The sequence below is a fragment of the Halorubrum laminariae genome (genome assembly GCF_024494655.1).
Taxonomy (GTDB): domain Archaea; phylum Halobacteriota; class Halobacteria; order Halobacteriales; family Haloferacaceae; genus Halorubrum; species Halorubrum laminariae.
Map to the genome: position 1 here is coordinate 243,936 of NZ_JANHDL010000001.1, position 15,677 is coordinate 259,612.

General features: G+C 68.2%; 14 protein-coding genes and 1 pseudogene. 11 read left to right on the forward strand and 4 right to left on the reverse strand.

The genetic code is table 11. The features are described from left to right. Positions 1–10 precede the first annotated feature (10 nt). Positions 11–1,615 (reverse strand): DUF7345 domain-containing protein, encoded by a 1,605-nt coding sequence (locus tag NO887_RS01135; protein WP_256416674.1) that lies wholly within the window; start codon positions 1,613–1,615, stop codon positions 11–13. A 139-nt stretch (positions 1,616–1,754) separates the two neighbouring features. On the opposite strand from NO887_RS01135, the gene NO887_RS01140 reads away from it, so the two are divergent. Next, a complete protein-coding gene (locus NO887_RS01140; protein WP_256416675.1) occupies positions 1,755–3,095 on the forward strand; it encodes a DUF7094 domain-containing protein in 1,341 nt (446 codons plus the stop codon). A gap of 14 nt (positions 3,096–3,109) precedes the next feature. Here NO887_RS01140 and NO887_RS01145 read toward each other — a convergent pair whose 3' ends face one another. Continuing rightward, positions 3,110–3,463 carry a hypothetical protein gene (locus tag NO887_RS01145; RefSeq protein WP_256416676.1) on the reverse strand — a complete coding sequence of 118 codons (354 nt, stop codon included), beginning with the start codon at positions 3,461–3,463 and terminating at the stop codon, positions 3,110–3,112. A 398-nt stretch (positions 3,464–3,861) separates the two neighbouring features. On the opposite strand from NO887_RS01145, the gene cysS reads away from it, so the two are divergent. The 3 genes from cysS (at position 3,862) to NO887_RS01165 (ending at position 7,263) form a co-directional block, all read left to right on the forward strand. Next, positions 3,862–5,397 carry a cysteine--tRNA ligase gene (gene cysS / locus NO887_RS01155; RefSeq protein ID WP_256416677.1) on the forward strand — a complete coding sequence of 512 codons (1,536 nt, stop codon included), beginning with the start codon at positions 3,862–3,864 and terminating at the stop codon, positions 5,395–5,397. A gap of 110 nt (positions 5,398–5,507) precedes the next feature. After that, the gene (locus tag NO887_RS01160) at positions 5,508–5,987 is read left to right on the forward strand and encodes a TrkA C-terminal domain-containing protein (RefSeq protein WP_256416678.1); all 480 of its coding nucleotides are present in this window, start codon (positions 5,508–5,510) and stop codon (positions 5,985–5,987) included. Positions 5,988–6,045: 58 nt separating this feature from the next. Further along, positions 6,046–7,263, forward strand: a complete 1,218-nt coding sequence (locus tag NO887_RS01165) for a cation:proton antiporter (protein WP_256416679.1) — start codon at positions 6,046–6,048, stop codon at positions 7,261–7,263. A gap of 54 nt (positions 7,264–7,317) precedes the next feature. Here NO887_RS01165 and ilvA read toward each other — a convergent pair whose 3' ends face one another. Continuing rightward, positions 7,318–8,529, reverse strand: a complete 1,212-nt coding sequence (ilvA, locus tag NO887_RS01170; protein ID WP_256416680.1) for a threonine ammonia-lyase — start codon at positions 8,527–8,529, stop codon at positions 7,318–7,320. 354 nt (positions 8,530–8,883) lie between these two features. Between ilvA and NO887_RS01175 the strand changes: the two genes are divergently transcribed. The 3 genes and pseudogenes from NO887_RS01175 to NO887_RS01185 all read left to right on the forward strand — a co-directional run bounded on the left by NO887_RS01175 (position 8,884) and on the right by NO887_RS01185 (position 11,752). Continuing rightward, a complete protein-coding gene (locus NO887_RS01175) occupies positions 8,884–9,951 on the forward strand; it encodes an ATP-binding protein (RefSeq protein WP_256416681.1) in 1,068 nt (355 codons plus the stop codon). Positions 9,952–9,988: 37 nt separating this feature from the next. Continuing rightward, positions 9,989–10,183: pseudogene (locus tag NO887_RS01180) on the forward strand (MATE family efflux transporter); the annotation flags it as partial. A 60-nt stretch (positions 10,184–10,243) separates the two neighbouring features. Continuing rightward, a complete protein-coding gene (locus NO887_RS01185) occupies positions 10,244–11,752 on the forward strand; it encodes a stage II sporulation protein M (RefSeq protein ID WP_256416682.1) in 1,509 nt (502 codons plus the stop codon). Positions 11,753–11,784: 32 nt separating this feature from the next. On the opposite strand, the gene NO887_RS01190 is transcribed toward NO887_RS01185, so the two are convergent. Further along, a complete protein-coding gene (locus NO887_RS01190; RefSeq protein WP_256416683.1) occupies positions 11,785–12,264 on the reverse strand; it encodes a DUF7529 family protein in 480 nt (159 codons plus the stop codon). Between the two features lie 216 nt (positions 12,265–12,480). Here NO887_RS01190 and NO887_RS01195 point away from each other — a divergent pair, with 216 nt between their 5' ends. The 4 genes from NO887_RS01195 to NO887_RS01210 all read left to right on the forward strand — a co-directional run bounded on the left by NO887_RS01195 (position 12,481) and on the right by NO887_RS01210 (position 15,578). Continuing rightward, the gene (locus NO887_RS01195; protein WP_256416684.1) at positions 12,481–13,194 is read left to right on the forward strand and encodes a phosphoribosyltransferase family protein; all 714 of its coding nucleotides are present in this window, start codon (positions 12,481–12,483) and stop codon (positions 13,192–13,194) included. A 181-nt stretch (positions 13,195–13,375) separates the two neighbouring features. Then, on the forward strand, positions 13,376–14,776 hold the full coding sequence (locus NO887_RS01200) for an NCS2 family permease (protein ID WP_256416685.1): 1,401 nt from the start codon (positions 13,376–13,378) through the stop codon (positions 14,774–14,776). Positions 14,777–14,876: 100 nt separating this feature from the next. After that, complete coding sequence (locus tag NO887_RS01205) at positions 14,877–15,131, forward strand: glutathione S-transferase N-terminal domain-containing protein (RefSeq protein ID WP_256416686.1); 255 nt, start codon at positions 14,877–14,879, stop codon at positions 15,129–15,131. A gap of 66 nt (positions 15,132–15,197) precedes the next feature. Next, positions 15,198–15,578, forward strand: coding sequence for a DUF192 domain-containing protein (locus tag NO887_RS01210; RefSeq protein ID WP_256416687.1), 381 nt, complete (start codon positions 15,198–15,200; stop codon positions 15,576–15,578). Positions 15,579–15,677 lie beyond the last annotated feature (99 nt).

A 15,677-nucleotide genomic window follows, 5' to 3' on the forward strand; every position in this document is an offset into this window, starting at 1 on the left:
CTCGAACCGCCTACGGGGCGGAGCCGTCACCTTGATCGCCGTCGCCGGCGTCCCGACCGCCAGCATCGTCCCGATCGCCGCCATCGCCGTCTCGGCCGGTGTCCCGACCGCCAGCATCGTTTTGACCGCCATCCTCGCCTCCGCCGCCCGAGGGCCGTCCACTGTCGGGAAGCGAGATCAGGTTCTCACGGCCCAGTCGGAGCTTCTCGACGCGCTCCTCGTCGGCCATCGCGGAGAGAAGCTGCGACACCTTCGCGTCCGACCAGCCCGTCTCCGAGACGATGTCGGCCTGTCGCATCCGCCCGCCGTTGTCGTCGAGGAGGTACTCGACGCGCTCCTCGTCGGAGAGCAGCGACCGGTCGACCTCGTCTGTCTGTTCGCTTTCGCCCGTCGGTTCGTCAGCATCGTCCGAGTCGGCCGTATCACCCGAGTCGCGTTCCGCGGAGTCCGACGCGGTCTCCGCGTCGTCGGTCGGGTCGGTCGGGTGGGCATCGGCGGAGACGCCGCCGCTCTCCGCGGAATCGGGGCCGCCGTCGGAATCGTCGATCTCACCGGCAGTTCCGTCCTCGATGTCGTCGGACGCCGCCGTGGCGTCGTCTCGCTTCGTGTCGGTGCCGTCTGCCGCGAGTCCGGCCGCGCCGACCTCGTCCGCGTCGGATTTGCTCGCGCCGGCGTCAGCCGTGATGGAGGCGTCCGCGTTCGGTGACGATGCGACCGCGCCACCGGCCGCGTCGTCGCCGAGGCCTCCCCGCCGTCGGTAGCCGACGATGCTTCCGGCGATGATCAGCGCGCCGATCACGATCGCGGCGGCGAGCAGCGTCCACGGCGGGCCGGGCGTCCCGGTCGACGCGTACACGACCGCGACGCCCTCGTCCGCGTCGAACGTCCGCGGCCCTTCGATCACCACGGCGTTTTCCTGTAGCGACGCCGTCGTGCTGGTGACTGTGTAGCCGTCTGGCGTCGACACTTCAAGCGTCTGTCCTGATTCGAGCGACCGCAGCCACGTCCCGTCAGGCGTCGTCAGCGCGTCGCCCAACACGAGGTCCTCGCCGTCCTGCGCGAGAAACGCCGTCCAGACGAACGAGAGGCGAAGCTCGCCGACCGCGACGGTATCCTCGCCGGCGACGTCGAACGACGACGTATCGTCGTGGACGACGACCTCGCGTTCGGCCCCTTCGACCTGCATAGTCCGGTCGAGGTTCCGACTGGCCTCGCGCGCGAATCCCGCGAACAGGTCGGCGCTCGGCCCGATCTCGCCGCTCTGGAACCGGTCGCCGATCGTCTCGAACGCCGTTCGCTCGGCCTCGTCTGTGAGCGCGTACCGGACCGACACGACCCAGCGGGCGTCGCGGTCGGGGGTCGGCTCGATCCGTATCCGGGTCGCGGTAGTCGGATCGAAGCCGTCGTCGGTCTGTTCGATCGCCGCGTCCGACGTGACGGCCGCCGGTGTCGGATGGAGGGGCTGTGGCTCCAGATCGCTCGCTTCGGCCGTCGACTGCGCGGGTGGGGTGGAGGGAGCGGCGACAGCGCCTCCCGCGGCGGGCGCGACGACGCCCGCGAGGAGGAGCACGCAGACTGCCGCGGCGAGGAGAACGCGAGACGGAGGGTTCCGCATACACCACGAAACCACTCAGGCACCGGGCAAAACGCTTTCCATGGACGGGACGGAACTCGGACATCGAGCGGCGAACCGCGACCGCCAGCGCCGGCTCAGTGGGGTGGATTTTTCATATCGGGCGGCGAACCGACGCCTAATGAGGGCCCTCCCCGTCGCCGTCGCCGTCCTCCTGCTGCTCGTTCCGATCGCGGGCACTGCCACGGTGTCCGTCGGCACGCCGGATGCGACCGTCTCGTCGCACTCGGCCGTCTCGTCAGAGGTACTCACCTCGTCGCCATCGGGGGCAACGGTCGGGTCGGGCGCGCCGTCTCCCGATCCCGGGCGGCTCGGCACACCCGTTCCGCAGCAGACGGCCGACGAGAACCGCACGTTCCGGACGATGTCGGTGTCGGACGGTGGTCCGGTGCGGGTCGAGACGGCCTCCCACGGCGCGAACCTCGGTCCGTCACTCGATGTCGCGGTCGACGGGACGAGCGCGGCGATGGAGACTGAGACGCTCGTCCAACAGGTCGACGCTGCGGAGACGAGCGCGGACCGCCGAGAGCGAATCCTCGATGCGCTCGACAGGGTCGAACGCGGCGAGGAACGCCTCTACGACCGACAGCAGACGGCCATTCGCTCCCACGCCTCGGGTGACCTCTCGAACCGAGAACTTCTCGACGAGCTCGTCCGTATCGCTGCCGCCGCTCGCGAGTACGAGCGGCGGCTCGACGCCCTAGACACCCTCGCCGACGAGACGAACGAATTCAGCACGCCCTCGCGGTTCGCCGAACTATCGGTGCGTCTCCAAGTGTACGAGGGGCCGGTCCGCGATCACGCGCTCGCTGCCGCCAGCGCGTCCGTCTCCGACGCAAACGTGCAGGTCCAGTCGAGCGACGACGCCCTCGTGTTGGCGACGATCACCGACGGCCAGTACGTCCGGGAGGTGATCCGGCTCGACCGGTGGGTCCGCGACGGCGGCTCGATCAGTAACGACGCGGCGATCAACGCAGTCACAGAGGCGTATCCTGAGACGGTTTCGCTCCGCCAGCCCGACGCATTCGGGGCTGGGTCGATCCAGCGCGTCAGTGTGCCGCACGAGTTCGGACTCCTCCGGACGTACGTCAGCGGCGGGACGACGCGAGTGTTCGTCGAACACCAGCGGATCGACCTCGACGCGTTCACCGACATCGAGTCGGTCACGGAGGCGGGCGACGGGTTCGACGTGACCGTCGACCGGAGCTACGCCGGCGGACCGGTGACCGTCACCGTCCGCGACGAGGAGAGCGGCGACCCGGTCTCCGGGGTCACCGTCACGAAGCGCGTGGGCGACGCCGACAGCCAGACGATCGGAGAGACGGACGACGACGGCGTCGTTCGAACCCTCTCGCCGGCGGACACCTACCGCATTACCGTCGTCGACGAACCCCGCGTCGTCGTCGTCGAGGAACTCGAGCCGATCGCGACGCCCGCGCCGGTCGAGGCAGAGAGCGGGTAGCTCGCCCGCCCGCCTCAAATGTCGATCCCGTCCGGATCGTTCCACTCGTCATCGTCGCCGCCGCCGTCGTCCGCCTCGGTTCCGGCCGGGCCGAGCGCCTCTTCGCCGCGGCGAGACTCGTGGATCGCGAAGCCCGCCTCGCGGCTCTCTCCGCCGCCGGCATAAGGATCCTCGTCGGGGTCGTAGTCCAGTTCGCTCCGCTCGAAGACGTATGCGAGAAAGCCGAAAAGCGGGACGAAGACGGCGATCGCGGTCCACTTCCGTCGACTCATCCCGTGGCGGGGCGCGTCGACGTAGACGTACGCCGCGAATCCGACGAGCCACGCGAGCGGGACGCCGACGAGGATGGCCGCGACGAGCGGGTCCATACCGTCGCTTCGCGCACACGAACATAAGCGCGGGGGACGTTCCGGCGAGAGCGTCCGACTACCCGCAGCCGATCGTCGACCGCGACGATGGGGATGAGCGCGCCAAGCGCGTCTTTGAGGAGGTGCTCGGAAAGCGATGAGATACTAAAAGCGGTAGACGCAAGAACAACGCCCAACGCGGTGGCGCGCCGTGAGCGGCCCGCAGGGGCGCGAACGACCGCGAGGGAGTCGGCCGGCCGGAGCAACGCGGAGGACGGCCGGCGAGGCTGGGGAGGTGTGAGGTGCTGTGCGGTTGCGGGTGATGTGTATCGGCTGGACAGCCGCGAGAACGGACACGCCGCCATTCGCCTTCGATCGATCCGACGGTTTAAAAGGCTCACCGTAGCAACGAGCCGGTAATGAGTCTGGTCGTCACCGACACCCTAGAAGACGAGCGCGTCGAGTTCACCGCGGACGGCGACGTCACGCTGTACGTCTGCGGGCTGACGGTGTCAGACGACCCCCACCTCGGACACGCGCGGCTGTGGTTCCACGCCGACGTGCTCCATCGCTGGCTCGACCACCTCGGCTACGACGTGCGCCACGTCGAGAACGTCACCGACGTGAACGAGAAGATCACCGCGCGGGTGGGCGAGCGCGACGAGTGGAACACCGAGCGCGACGTGGGCGAGACGTTCTCTGCGTCGACCTTCTCGGCGATGCGCGGGCTAAACCTCCTGCGCGCTGAGGTGTACCCGCGAGTCACAGAACACGTCCCGGAGATCGTCGACCTCGTCGAGACCCTCGTCGAGCGGGGGTACGCCTACGAATCGAACGGTTCCGTCTACTTCGACGTCACGAACTTCGACGAGTACGGGGCGCTCTCGAATCAGGACGTGGCGGAACTGGAAGCGCAGGGCGAACCCGACGAGCGGTCGGAGAAGCGGCACCCGGCGGACTTCGCGCTCTGGAAGGCCGGCGGCGTGAGCGAGACCGCCGCCCGCGAGCACGCGAAACACGACCACGACGACGCGGTCCCCGCGGGCGAGACGTGGGATGCCCCGTGGAGCGAGGGGCGGCCGGGCTGGCACGTCGAGTGCTCGGCGATGTCGACGACGCACCTCGGTGACACGCTCGACATTCACATGGGCGGCCGCGACTTGGTCTTCCCGCACCACGAAAACGAGATCGCGCAGTCGGAGGCGGCCACCGGCGAGACGTTCGCCCGCCACTGGCTCCACGTCGGCCTGCTCGCGATGGAGGGCGAGAAGATGTCCTCCTCCATCGGCAACTTCTGGACCGTGCCCGACGCCTTAGACGAACTGGGCGTCAACGTGATCCGGACGTTCTACGCCGGAGCGGCCTACCGCTCCGAACAGGCGCTCACCGAGGAGACGATAGCGGAGGCCGAAGAGCGCTGGGAGCGTCTCTCGCGGACGTACGAGCGTGCGGTCGACGCGGTCGACTCCGTCGACGCCCGCGCGAAAGCGGTCGATGACGATCTGCGAGCTGCGGTGACGGCGACCCGCGAGGAGTTCGCGGCGGCGATGAACGACGACCTGAACCTCCGGGAGGCGACCGCAGCGCTCCTCGAACTCACCGACACCGTGAACCGCCACGTCGACGGGGTCAACGCCGCGCACGGGGGCGGCGAGACGAGCGGGACAGACGGAACGAGCGAGGCCATCGACGCCGCGTACGACTACCGAGGGCTGCGCGAGGCCGTCGAGACGTTCGACGACCTCGCTGGCGACGTGCTCGGACTCCAGTTTGACGCCGCGACCGACGGCGAAGTCGACGCGGCCGGCGAACTGGTCGAACTCGTCGTGGACGTTCGGGAGGCGGAGCGCGAGGCCGGCAACTACGAGCGCGCCGACGAACTGCGCGACGCGCTCCGCGAGGTCGGCGTCGAAATAGAGGACGGACCGGACGGGACGACGTACCGGTTCGCGTGAGTCCGGCGGACCGCTCGCGGGTTCGGACGGGACCGCGGGCTGATTCGCCGGTCTCCGGGGCCGCCGCAGTCAACGTACACATCTATTAGCGTGGGCTCGCTTCTCCCGGTATGCCGATCAGCGAGTCAGACCTCCCGGGCGTGGGAAAGAAGTTCGAGATCGATCTGGATGACGGCGAGATGGTCGTCGTCATCCACAATACCGGCAAGCGGGAGGTGTTCCGCCGGCCCGACCCGGACGCCGACTCCGAGAAGGTGTTCGAGTTCTCGGACGACCTCGCGCGGACGATCGGCTCGATCATCGAGGGGGCGCACTTCCAGCCGATCGAGCCGGACACGCAGGAGACGACGCTTCCCGGCGGGATCCTCTTGGAGTGGTACGAGCTTCCCCCGGGCTCTCCACTCGTCGGTGAGACGTTAGAGAGCGCCGACATCGGTAACCGGACCGGCATCTCGATTGTCGCCATCCAGCGCGGCGAGGGCGTCGTCGACAGCCCGGATGCCGACACCGTCCTGCGCGAGGGCGACACGGTGATCGCGGTCGGCACCCGCGAGGACTGCGCCGCCTTCGAGGCGCTCCTGACGGAATGAGCGGAGCAGAGAACTGCGACACGGAGCGGTCGGAGAGACCCAGCGGAGGTGGCCGCTAGTGGCGCTGCTCGACGTAGGCGTCATGTTCGTCGCTATCGCGGTCGCCGGCGCGCTCGCGAACCGGCTCGGCCAGTCCGTGATCCCGTTCTACATCCTCATCGGGATGGGGCTCGGCGAGTACGTGCTCGGCCGGATCTCGCTGCCGGCGATCGGGACGGTCTCGGTTCCCGAGACGGAGTTCATCGCGCTCGGAGCGGAACTCGGGATCGTCTTTCTCCTCTTTTTCCTCGGGCTGGAGTTCAACCTTGACCGGCTGCTCGCTCGCCGCTCGCAGATCGGCACGGCGGGCACGATAGACCTCGCGAACTTCGGCGTCGGGCTCGTGTTCGGGTGGCTCGTGTTCGGCGCGTTCCTCCCGGCGTTTCTGATCGCCGGTATCGTCTACATCTCCTCGTCGGCTGTGATCACGAAGTCGCTCATCGACCTCGGCTGGATCGCCAACGACGAGGCGGAGCCGATGTTGGGGACCCTCGTCTACGAGGACCTGTTCATCGCGGTCTACCTCTCCGTCGCGTCCGCGCTGGTGCTCGGCGGCGGCGATGTCGCCGCGGCCGCGACAGACATCGGGATCGCGCTCGGCTTCATCGCCGGGCTGCTCGCGCTCGTGCAGTTCGGCACCCCGGCGTTCGACCGACTGGTCGCGACCGACAACGCGGAGTTCGTCGCGCTGCGGGCGATCGCAGTCGTCGTGTTCGTCGCGGGCGCGGCGCTCACGCTCGGCGTCAGCGAGGCGGTCGCCGCCTTCTTCGTCGGGATGGCCTTCTCCGCGACCGACTACGCCCACGAGGTCGAGACGCTGTTGGAGCCCGTCCGCGACACGTTCGCGGCGATCTTTTTCTTCTGGATCGGGCTCGTCACCGATCCGCTGTTGTTCGGGGGCGTCGCGGCGCTCGTCGCGCTCGCGGTGGTCGTGACGACGCCGCCGAAGCTCGTCACCGGGTACCTCGCGGGGCGCGCGTTCGACCTCAACACGCGACGCTCGGCCCGGGTCGGACTGGGAATGACGACGCGCGGAGAGTTCTCGCTGATCATCGCGACGATCGCCGTCACCGGAGGCGACAGCGGGGCGTTCGACCCGGCACTTGCGTCGACGATCAACGCGTTCGCGGTCGGGTACGTGCTCGTGATGGCCGTCCTCGGGACGACGCTCATGCAGTACTCCGGGCCGTTCGAGGCGCTCGCTGTCTCGTGGTTCGACGAGTCCGAGTCGGCGTGACCGCGCGGGGCGGTCGAAACCGATCCGGCGTGACATCGGAACGGCCGGGACGTTTTACGAGAGGATCTCCACGTCGTAGCCGTCGGCTTCGAGCGCGTCCACGATATCGGCGGCGTGTTCGGCGTCGTCGGTCTCCAGTTCGAGCTCGAGTTCGGCGGCGTTGACGGCCACGTCGCGGGAGGTGCGGTCGTGGTGGACTGCGTACACGTTCGCGCCGGTGCGAGCGACGATACTGGAGACGCGTTCAAGCTCTCCCGGCCGGTCTTTCAGATCGATCGTGATCTTGAGGTAGCGGCCCATCTGGACGAGTCCGCGCCGGACCACGGTGCCGAGGCGGTTGAGGTCGATGTTGCCGCCACAGAGCGCGGCGACGATCGTCTCGTCGTCCGCGTAGTCGACCGCCTCGGAGAGGATCGCCGCGAGCGCGACCGCGCCCGCACCCTCGACGAGCGTCTTCGACCGCTCTAAGAGGAGCGTGAGCGCCAAGGCTATCTCGCGGTCATCGACGGTGACGACCTCGTCGACGTGCTCCGCCATGATTTCGAGAGTCTGTTCGCCGACCGCCCGCGTCGCGATCCCGTCTGCGATCGTGTCGACGCTGTCGATCTCCACGACCTCGCCCGCCGCGAGCGACTTCGCGGCCGAGGCGGCCCCCTCGGCCTGTACGCCGACGACACGAACGTCGGGCCGCTGCGCTTTGATCGCGACGGCGACGCCCGAGATGAGCCCGCCCCCGCCGATCGGCACGACCACCGTGTCGAGGGCGGGACAGTCCTCGACGATCTCCAGCCCGAGCGTCCCCTGACCGGCCATCACGACCGGGTCGTCGAACGCGTGGACGTAGGTTCGCCCCTCCTCGCGCTCCAGCCGGTGGGCGTACGCCTGCGCCTCATCGTAGTCGACGCCTTCCAGCCGGACGCTCGCGCCGTATCCACGGGTAGCTTTCACCTTCGAGACGGGCGCGAACTTCGGCATCACGACGGTGGCGTCGACGCCGGCGCGGTCGGCCGCGAGCGCGACGCCCTGCGCGTGGTTGCCCGCGCTCGCAGTGACGACGCCAGCGTCGCGCTCGGCGGGCGAGAGCGTGGCGATCCGGTTCATCGCGCCGCGGATCTTGAACGCACCCGTGCGCTGGAAGTTCTCCAGTTTGAGATGCACGTCCGCCCCGCTCATCTCGGAGAAGGTCCGCGACCGCTCCAGCGGCGTGTGGCGGGCCACGCCGTCGACCCGTTCGCGCGCCTCGCGGACGTCAGAGAGCGTCAGCATACCTCGTATCGCCCGGCCGGTGGCTAATCGGTTCCGGTCCGAGAACCGCGTCGGGAGAGAGACGTTCACGCGGAGCGGATGCCACAACGGAGACGAGCCGATGGCTCTTAGGCTATAAAGGGGGGGAATGCACGCGTGTGACGTGCAAGTGAAACAAGCGGGCCTGCATATAAAAAGGTGAGGCTAGCGAGGTGAAAGTAAAACCGCTAGACAGCAGCGTCGTCAGTCCTCTGTCAGACGGGGTTTTGCAGGCATGAGACACACGCACATATTCGCTGTTTTTCCACGTTCGTGCCGGCAGTGTAGACTCTCGGATCCACAACGGCTTTGCTCGTTGCTGCGGTTAGTATGGGCATGGCGACAGTGCGCGGCCACCACGCTATCGTTGCGCTCGGGGCCGCCGCGCTTCTCGCGTCGGTGTTCCACCACGGAAGCGAACTGAACTCGCTCTCGAATCTGACCGGCCCGCTCGTTGCGCTGACCGTCGACGGCGGCATCGCCCTCGCCGTTATCTACGCCGGTCGTCGGATCGCTTCAGCCGATTTCTCACCGACCGAAGAGTGGCGGATCGCCCGCTGGACGGTCGCCGGGACGGTTCTCGCAGTCACCGCGATCGGCGCGACGCTCGTGGTCCGCGGCTTCGAGGGGCGGGCGCTCGCCGAGCCGCCGTTTCCGCTCTTGGTCGCCGCCGGCGCGGGCAGCCTCGGCGGCGCGATCGCCGGCTACCACGCGGCCCGACAGGCGGCAGAAGCCCGCCGGGCGCGCGACGCGGTCCGCGCCGTTTCGATCGTGAACCACCTCCTGCGCCACGACCTTCGCAACGACCTCACCACCATCAGCGGCTACGCCGACCTCGCCGCAGAGGGCGACGCTCGGGGCGACGCCGTCGAGGTCATCGCCCGGACGGCGGCCGAGGGCGTCGACCGGATCGAGGAGACGAGCGCCGTCGCGGACGCGCTCCTCGGAAACACCGATCTCCGCCGGGTCGACCTGACCGACGCGGTGCGGCGCGTGACGGCCGGGTTCGCCGACCGCTCCGCCGTGACCGTCGAGACCGACCTCGACGACGACGCCCCGATAGCGGCCACAGACGGCGTCCGGTCGATCGTCGACAACCTGATCGAGAACGCGGTTGAACACGGGGGACCCGAACCGACCGTCCGCGTCACCGTCCGCGACGGCGACGAGACCGTCACTCTGACCGTCGACGACGACGGACCCGGTCTCCCGGCAGAGCGGCACGGGCCGCTCGTCAAGGTCGACGAGGAGGCCGGCGGGCTGTGGCTGGTCGCGACGCTCGCGGCGGAGTACGGCGGCGATGTCGTCGCCGACGACGCCGACCTCGGTGGCGCGCGGTTTGTCGTGACGTTCCCGCGATTCGATCCGTCGGAGTACGCGGCGGTCGCCGGCTCCGACACGTAGAAGCCGCGCGCGACCGTCGGACCCGCCACATGGTCCTCCCGCGGGTGCCTACGTCGGGGTCCTGCTCGCGTACGCGTGGATGGCACTGGTCGTCGTCGCCGGCTTTCGGTACTCTGACTGGGCCGTCCGCGCGGCCGATCTGATGGCCGAGCGGGGGAGCACTGAGATCCCGGACGACGATTCCGCCCCAGAAGACGATTCCGCCCCGGACGACGACGCAGCGCTCGACTGATCCCGACTGACGAGTCGGGGACGCGGACCGATTAAGTGTCACCCGGCCGATGACGCCCGTATGGACCTGTCCTCCGCCGTCACGACGACGGCTGCGACCCTCCGACGGCGTCCCGGCGACCTGCTCCCGTTCTACTTCCTCGGGACGGCCGTCCCCGTCATCGCCCGCGTCGGACTCTTCGTCGCGCTCGCCGGGGTGTACCTCCACGTCGAACTGACCGGGCGTCTCGCCGACGCCCGCGAGGGCCTCGCGGATCTGGACCTCACCCCACCGGACACGCAGGATCCGGAGGCGATGCAGGCATGGGCCGAAAGCGTCGAGCCCGCGCTCTCTCCGCTCGTCTCCCCGACCGCGGTCCTCCTTCTCGCCGCCGGCACGCTTGTGACTCTTCTTCTCGCCGTGCTCGCGTACGCCGCCATCTCCGCCGGACAGCTGTCGGCGGTCGCCGCGCGTCTCCGCGGCCGACGCGGGCTCACGGCGGGCATCGCCGGAGTTCGCGGCCGCTGGATCTCGTTTCTCGGCATCTACGTCGCCGAGTTGCTGCTGTGGGCCGGCGCGGCGCTGATCGGTGCCGCCGCGGTCGCTGTTGGGTTCCTCGTCAATCCCTTCCTCGGTGCCGCCGTCGCGATCGCGGTGCTCCTCGTCGGGTTCGTGGTCCTGCTCGCGGTCCGCGTCGTCTTCGCGTTCGCGCCCGCCGCGATCGTCGTCGACGACGCGAGCGCGTTCGAGGCGATCACCGGTTCCGGCGGATTCGTCCGCACGAACCCCGCAGACGCCGCCGGGTATCTCGTCATCACGATCGGCGTCCTCATCGGGACCGCGTCCGCGGCCTCTGCGCTTGCGTTCTTGGGTGCCGGCGCGATCGTCGGGCTGGCGAGCGCGGTCGTCGTCGCCCCCGCCCTCGACGTTCTCAAGACCACGCTGTACGGCGACTACCGCGACGCGGTCGTTCCCGTCCCCCCGCCGGAATCCGGCCCGATCGATCAGATTCGCCGGGGCGTTCGCCGCGGCTGGCGCGAACTCCTCGCGTTCGTGCGCCGGTCGCCCGGCGCACACGTCGTCTCGATCGCCGTCGGGGTCGGGTTCGGCGCGCTCGGCTGGCTCGCGGTCGATCCGCTCGCCGGCGCGGTCACGACCTCCATCGAGTCTAGGCTCGTCGGGCACGTCCCGCCGGCCGCCGCCGTCAACTTCTTCGGCAACAACTGGGCCGTTGCGATCGCCACGGCGACCGGAGGCGTCGCGCTCGTTGTCCCAGCGTTGTCGTCGATCGCGTTTAACGGGTTCGCGCTTGGTGCCACCGCGGCGCTCGAATCAAACCCCGTCGCGCTCGTCGCGTTCGTCCTCCCGCACGGGGTCTTCGAGCTCCCGGCGCTTTTCATCTCCGGCGCGCTCGGGATCCGACTCGGCGTCGTCTCGTGGCGTACGTTCCGCGGGAGGCTCTCCCGCGAGGCGTTCGCGAACGCCTTAGAGAACGCCTTCTGGGTCCTCGTCGGACTCGGGATCGTGCTCGGCGTCGCCGGGTTCATCGAGGGGTTCGTCAGCCCGTACTACTGGCGACCGTTCGTCTGAGGCTGAGTCCTACCTCGAACTGCGGTGACCGGTTACTGCGGGGGCAAAAGCGGCGTCGGGTCCTCGTGTCGGAATTCGATCGCGTCACCGCCCGGCGGGTGACAGTAGGTGGTCATCACGTCGCCGTCCCGGACCCGATCGAGCATCTGTTCGGCGTCGATCACGCTGTAGGAGAGCGGGAGACAGAGCGCCGACCCCGTCTCAGTCGCGCGGAACACGAGCGTGAGATAGACGACGCCGTCCGCGGTCGCCCGGTACGACTCGAACTCGTCGAGCGGCGCGTCGGCCAGCAGATCTGTGAGGCTGTCGAACGCCTCTTGGGACACGACCGCGTCGAGTCCGACCCGGTCGTCTGCGGTCTCGGGCCCCGGCACCGGACGCACGTCGTCGGGGACCGGAACGACCACCGACCACCCCTTCTCCCGGTGCTCGTCGGCGATGTCTTGACACTCCTCGATGACCCTCTCCCACGCGTCCTCGTCGTCCGCGAGCGAGCGTTCGTCGGCGTCCATACACGTCGTAGGCGGTCGACGGGGGGTAAACCTTCGTGTCGGGTGTCGCGACATCCTCCGGCCACGGCCGCCGCCGAGACGGCGACCGCGTTCGCTCCGGGTCTCGACGTGCGCCGGGTCTCGTCCCCTCGATATCCAGTTGTGTGGATTCTGACGGCCGATTTTGCGCAGACGTCACTTCGACGTATTCATACTTGTGCGATCACGATCATCAATATGAATCGAGCAGAGAAGGCGGCCCTCCAGCTGCAGGCGGTCGCCGTGTTGCGCATGCTGAAAGAGACCCGAACGTACGATGAACTGTCGGCGGTGACGGGGCTCCCGGCCGGGGATCTGAATCGCTACGTGAACGGGCACGTACTTCCCGGTGCCGACCGCGCGAGCGAGGTCGTCGAGGCGGTGGGTCGCGACGCGCTCGCCGACGAGCTGATCGCCCGCGTCTCGTTCGACGACGAGGGGTACGTCGACAACTCCGGCGTCGTCTTCGACCAGTCGTTCCTCGATCTGGTCGCGCCCGTCGCCGCCGAGACGTTCTCGTTCGAATCGCCCGACGTGATCCTCACCGCCGCCACCGACGGCATCACCCTCGGCGCGGCCATGGCGTCCTTCTTCGACGCGCGGCTCGCGTACGCCAAGAAGTCGAAAGAGACCGCAGTCGAGGAGTTCATCGAGTCGCGCCAGCGGCTCGCCTCCGGGATCGAACTCACCTATTACCTGCCCGCCCGCGCCGTCGAGGCCGGCGACACGGTCCTCGTCGTCGACGACCTGATACGCTCCGGTGAGACGCAGGAGCTTCTCCTCGACATCGCCCTGCAGGCCAACGCGGACGTCACCGGCGTGTTCACGCTCATCGCCGTCGGCGACGAGGGGATGGAGCGCGCGCGAGCGATCACGGACGCGCCCGTCGGCGCGCTGACGACGTTCGAGTAGCCGCGATCGGATCGAGGTGTGGTGGCCGCCGAGTCGGTAGGACCGGTCGAGGACGTACGTCTTCGTATTTTTCGAAGCTATTGAGAGACAGTGTCGGTGGAAAGAATTCTAGAAGTGGATATATGACAAATTTGTTTCAGCAACACTTATTATCCGATCCGAGGGAACACACATCCGTTCAATGGGACTTTCAGACACGCTGTCCGCACGCTTCGACGTGGAAGAACGCGGTTCCGACGTGGGAACCGAACTTCTCGCCGGACTGACGACGTTCCTCACGATGTCATACATCATCGTAGTCAATCCGGCGATCCTCTCGAACGCCATCGACGCCGGCGAGAACACGTTTCAGCTGTTGGCGGTAGTGACGATTCTCGCGTCCGTCGCCGCGATGTTGGTGATGGGGCTGTACGCCGACCTCCCCTTCGGGCTCGCACCCGGGATGGGACTCAACGCCTTCTTCGTCGTCGTGGTCACGCAACTCGGCGTGCCGTGGGAAACGGCACTCGCGGCCGTGTTCTTGGAGGGCGTACTGTTCATCGCGTTGACCGCGGTGGGCGCACGCGAGTACGTCATCAGGCTGTTTCCGGAACCGGTCAAGCTCTCCGTCGGTGCCGGGATCGGGCTCTTTCTCGCTCTGCTCGGACTCGAACAGATGCGGATCATCACCGGCTCCGTGAGCCTCAATCCCGTCATCGCGCTCGATCCGATCGCGATTCTCGCCGCGATCGGGATCTTGCTCACGTTCGCGCTGTGGGCTCGCGGCGTCCGCGGCGCTATCGTCGTGGGAATCCTTCTCACGAGCATCTTCGCGTATCTCGTCTCTGCGTTCGGGGTCGAGCCCCGTCCGGGCGGTGCAGACCAAGGACTCGTCGAGACAGCGACGCTTGCGCCGGGGATCTCCGGGATCACCTACGATCTCGCCGCCTACGATATCTCTCCGATCGCGTTCGCGTTCGTCGAGGGGTTCCAGAACGTAGAGGCGCTCACATTTGCTCTCGTCATCTTCACGTTCTTCTTCGTTGACTTCTTCGACACCGCTGGAACGCTCACCGGGCTCGGACAGGCCGCCGGGATGACCGACGAGTCGGGAGATCTCCCCGACATCGACAAACCGCTGATGGCCGATGCGGTCGGCACCACCGTCGGCGGACTGCTCGGAACGTCCACGGTGACGACGTACATCGAATCCTCGGCGGGGATCGGCGAGGGCGGACGAACCGGGCTCACCGCGCTCGTCGTGGCCGCGCTCTTCCTCCTCTCGCTTCCGTTCGTGCCGCTTCTGTCGGCGATCCCGTCGTTCGCGCCGTACGTCGCGCTCGTGGTCGTCGCCGTCATGATGCTCCGGAACGTCACGGAGATCGACTGGGACGACCTCGTGCACGCAATTCCCGCGGGCCTCACGATCATCATCATGCCGCTGACTTCGAGCATCGCGTACGGGATCGCCGCCGGTCTCCTGAGCTACCCAGTCGTCGCGGTCGCGGCCGGTCGTCGCGAGGAGACGCGCCTCGGACACGTGCTCATGGCGCTCGCATGCATCGGATACTTCGCGGTGCGGTTCGGCGCGCTCGCGGGGTGACCGCGGCGCGTTGCCCCCCGACCGACTGCGGCCGCTCTCATGCGCGCCGCGCGCATCGACCGCAGCACTTCTTTACGCGTCAGTCCCGTAGACGGGATCGATGGCCGACCTGACGCTGTACGAACTGGAAGGGTGCCCGTACTGTGCGAAAGTGAAGACGAAGCTCGCAGACCTCGGCGTGGAGTACGACTCCGTCATGGTGCCGCGCTCGCACGACGAGCGCACCGAAGTCGAGGACGTGAGCGGCCAGACCGGCGTTCCCGTGCTTGTCGACGAGGCCAACGGGATCGAGGGGATGGCCGAGAGCGACGACATCGTCGAGTATCTCGAGGAGACCTACGGCAACGCGAGCTGATCGGACGACGCGATCCGATCGGACGACGCGAACCGATCGCGAGGCTATTTATCCGGCCGCGTCGACGTGAAAGGCGTGCGACTCGTCCACCGCCCCGGTTCGGCCACCGACCGGTCGACGGCCGAGACCGAAATCATCCTCGCCAGCGACGTCGATGTCGCCCGCTCCGCGTTCGAACAGGGTCGCGGGCTGATGTTCCGGCGCTCTGTCCCCGACGACTACGCGCTCGTGTTCCCGTTCGGGGCTGCCGAGACGCAGTGGCTCCACATGCTTTTCGTCCCGTTCGCGATCGACGCGCTGTGGCTGGTCGACGGCGAGGTAACGAAACAGAAGCGACTCTCGCCGTTCGTGGGAATCGGCCGCGGCCGCGCCGATACAGTCGTCGAACTCCCTGCGAGTACTGCCGACGCGGTCGCGGTCGGCGACGAGGTCCGACTCGTCGAGTGATCCGGCTACGGGTCGCGTCCGGCGCGGCCACGCCAACGGACGGCCACACCAATGGACGATCACGCTGACGCCAGCCGTGCCGACCCAGCGATCGCACCG

Excerpts from the sequence above, each read along its gene's own strand:
- NO887_RS01135 (WP_256416674.1), bottom strand. The coding sequence starts at position 1,615 with ATGCGGAACCCTCCGTCTCGCGTTCTCCTCGCCGCGGCAGTCTGCGTG.
- NO887_RS01140 (WP_256416675.1), top strand. The coding sequence starts at position 1,755 with ATGAGGGCCCTCCCCGTCGCCGTCGCCGTCCTCCTGCTGCTCGTTCCG.
- NO887_RS01145 (WP_256416676.1), bottom strand. The coding sequence starts at position 3,463 with ATGGACCCGCTCGTCGCGGCCATCCTCGTCGGCGTCCCGCTCGCGTGG.
- cysS (WP_256416677.1), top strand. The coding sequence starts at position 3,862 with ATGAGTCTGGTCGTCACCGACACCCTAGAAGACGAGCGCGTCGAGTTC.
- NO887_RS01160 (WP_256416678.1), top strand. The coding sequence starts at position 5,508 with ATGCCGATCAGCGAGTCAGACCTCCCGGGCGTGGGAAAGAAGTTCGAG.
- ilvA (WP_256416680.1), bottom strand. The coding sequence starts at position 8,529 with ATGCTGACGCTCTCTGACGTCCGCGAGGCGCGCGAACGGGTCGACGGC.
- NO887_RS01175 (WP_256416681.1), top strand. The coding sequence starts at position 8,884 with ATGGCGACAGTGCGCGGCCACCACGCTATCGTTGCGCTCGGGGCCGCC.
- NO887_RS01185 (WP_256416682.1), top strand. The coding sequence starts at position 10,244 with ATGGACCTGTCCTCCGCCGTCACGACGACGGCTGCGACCCTCCGACGG.
- NO887_RS01190 (WP_256416683.1), bottom strand. The coding sequence starts at position 12,264 with ATGGACGCCGACGAACGCTCGCTCGCGGACGACGAGGACGCGTGGGAG.
- NO887_RS01195 (WP_256416684.1), top strand. The coding sequence starts at position 12,481 with ATGAATCGAGCAGAGAAGGCGGCCCTCCAGCTGCAGGCGGTCGCCGTG.
- NO887_RS01200 (WP_256416685.1), top strand. The coding sequence starts at position 13,376 with ATGGGACTTTCAGACACGCTGTCCGCACGCTTCGACGTGGAAGAACGC.
- NO887_RS01205 (WP_256416686.1), top strand. The coding sequence starts at position 14,877 with ATGGCCGACCTGACGCTGTACGAACTGGAAGGGTGCCCGTACTGTGCG.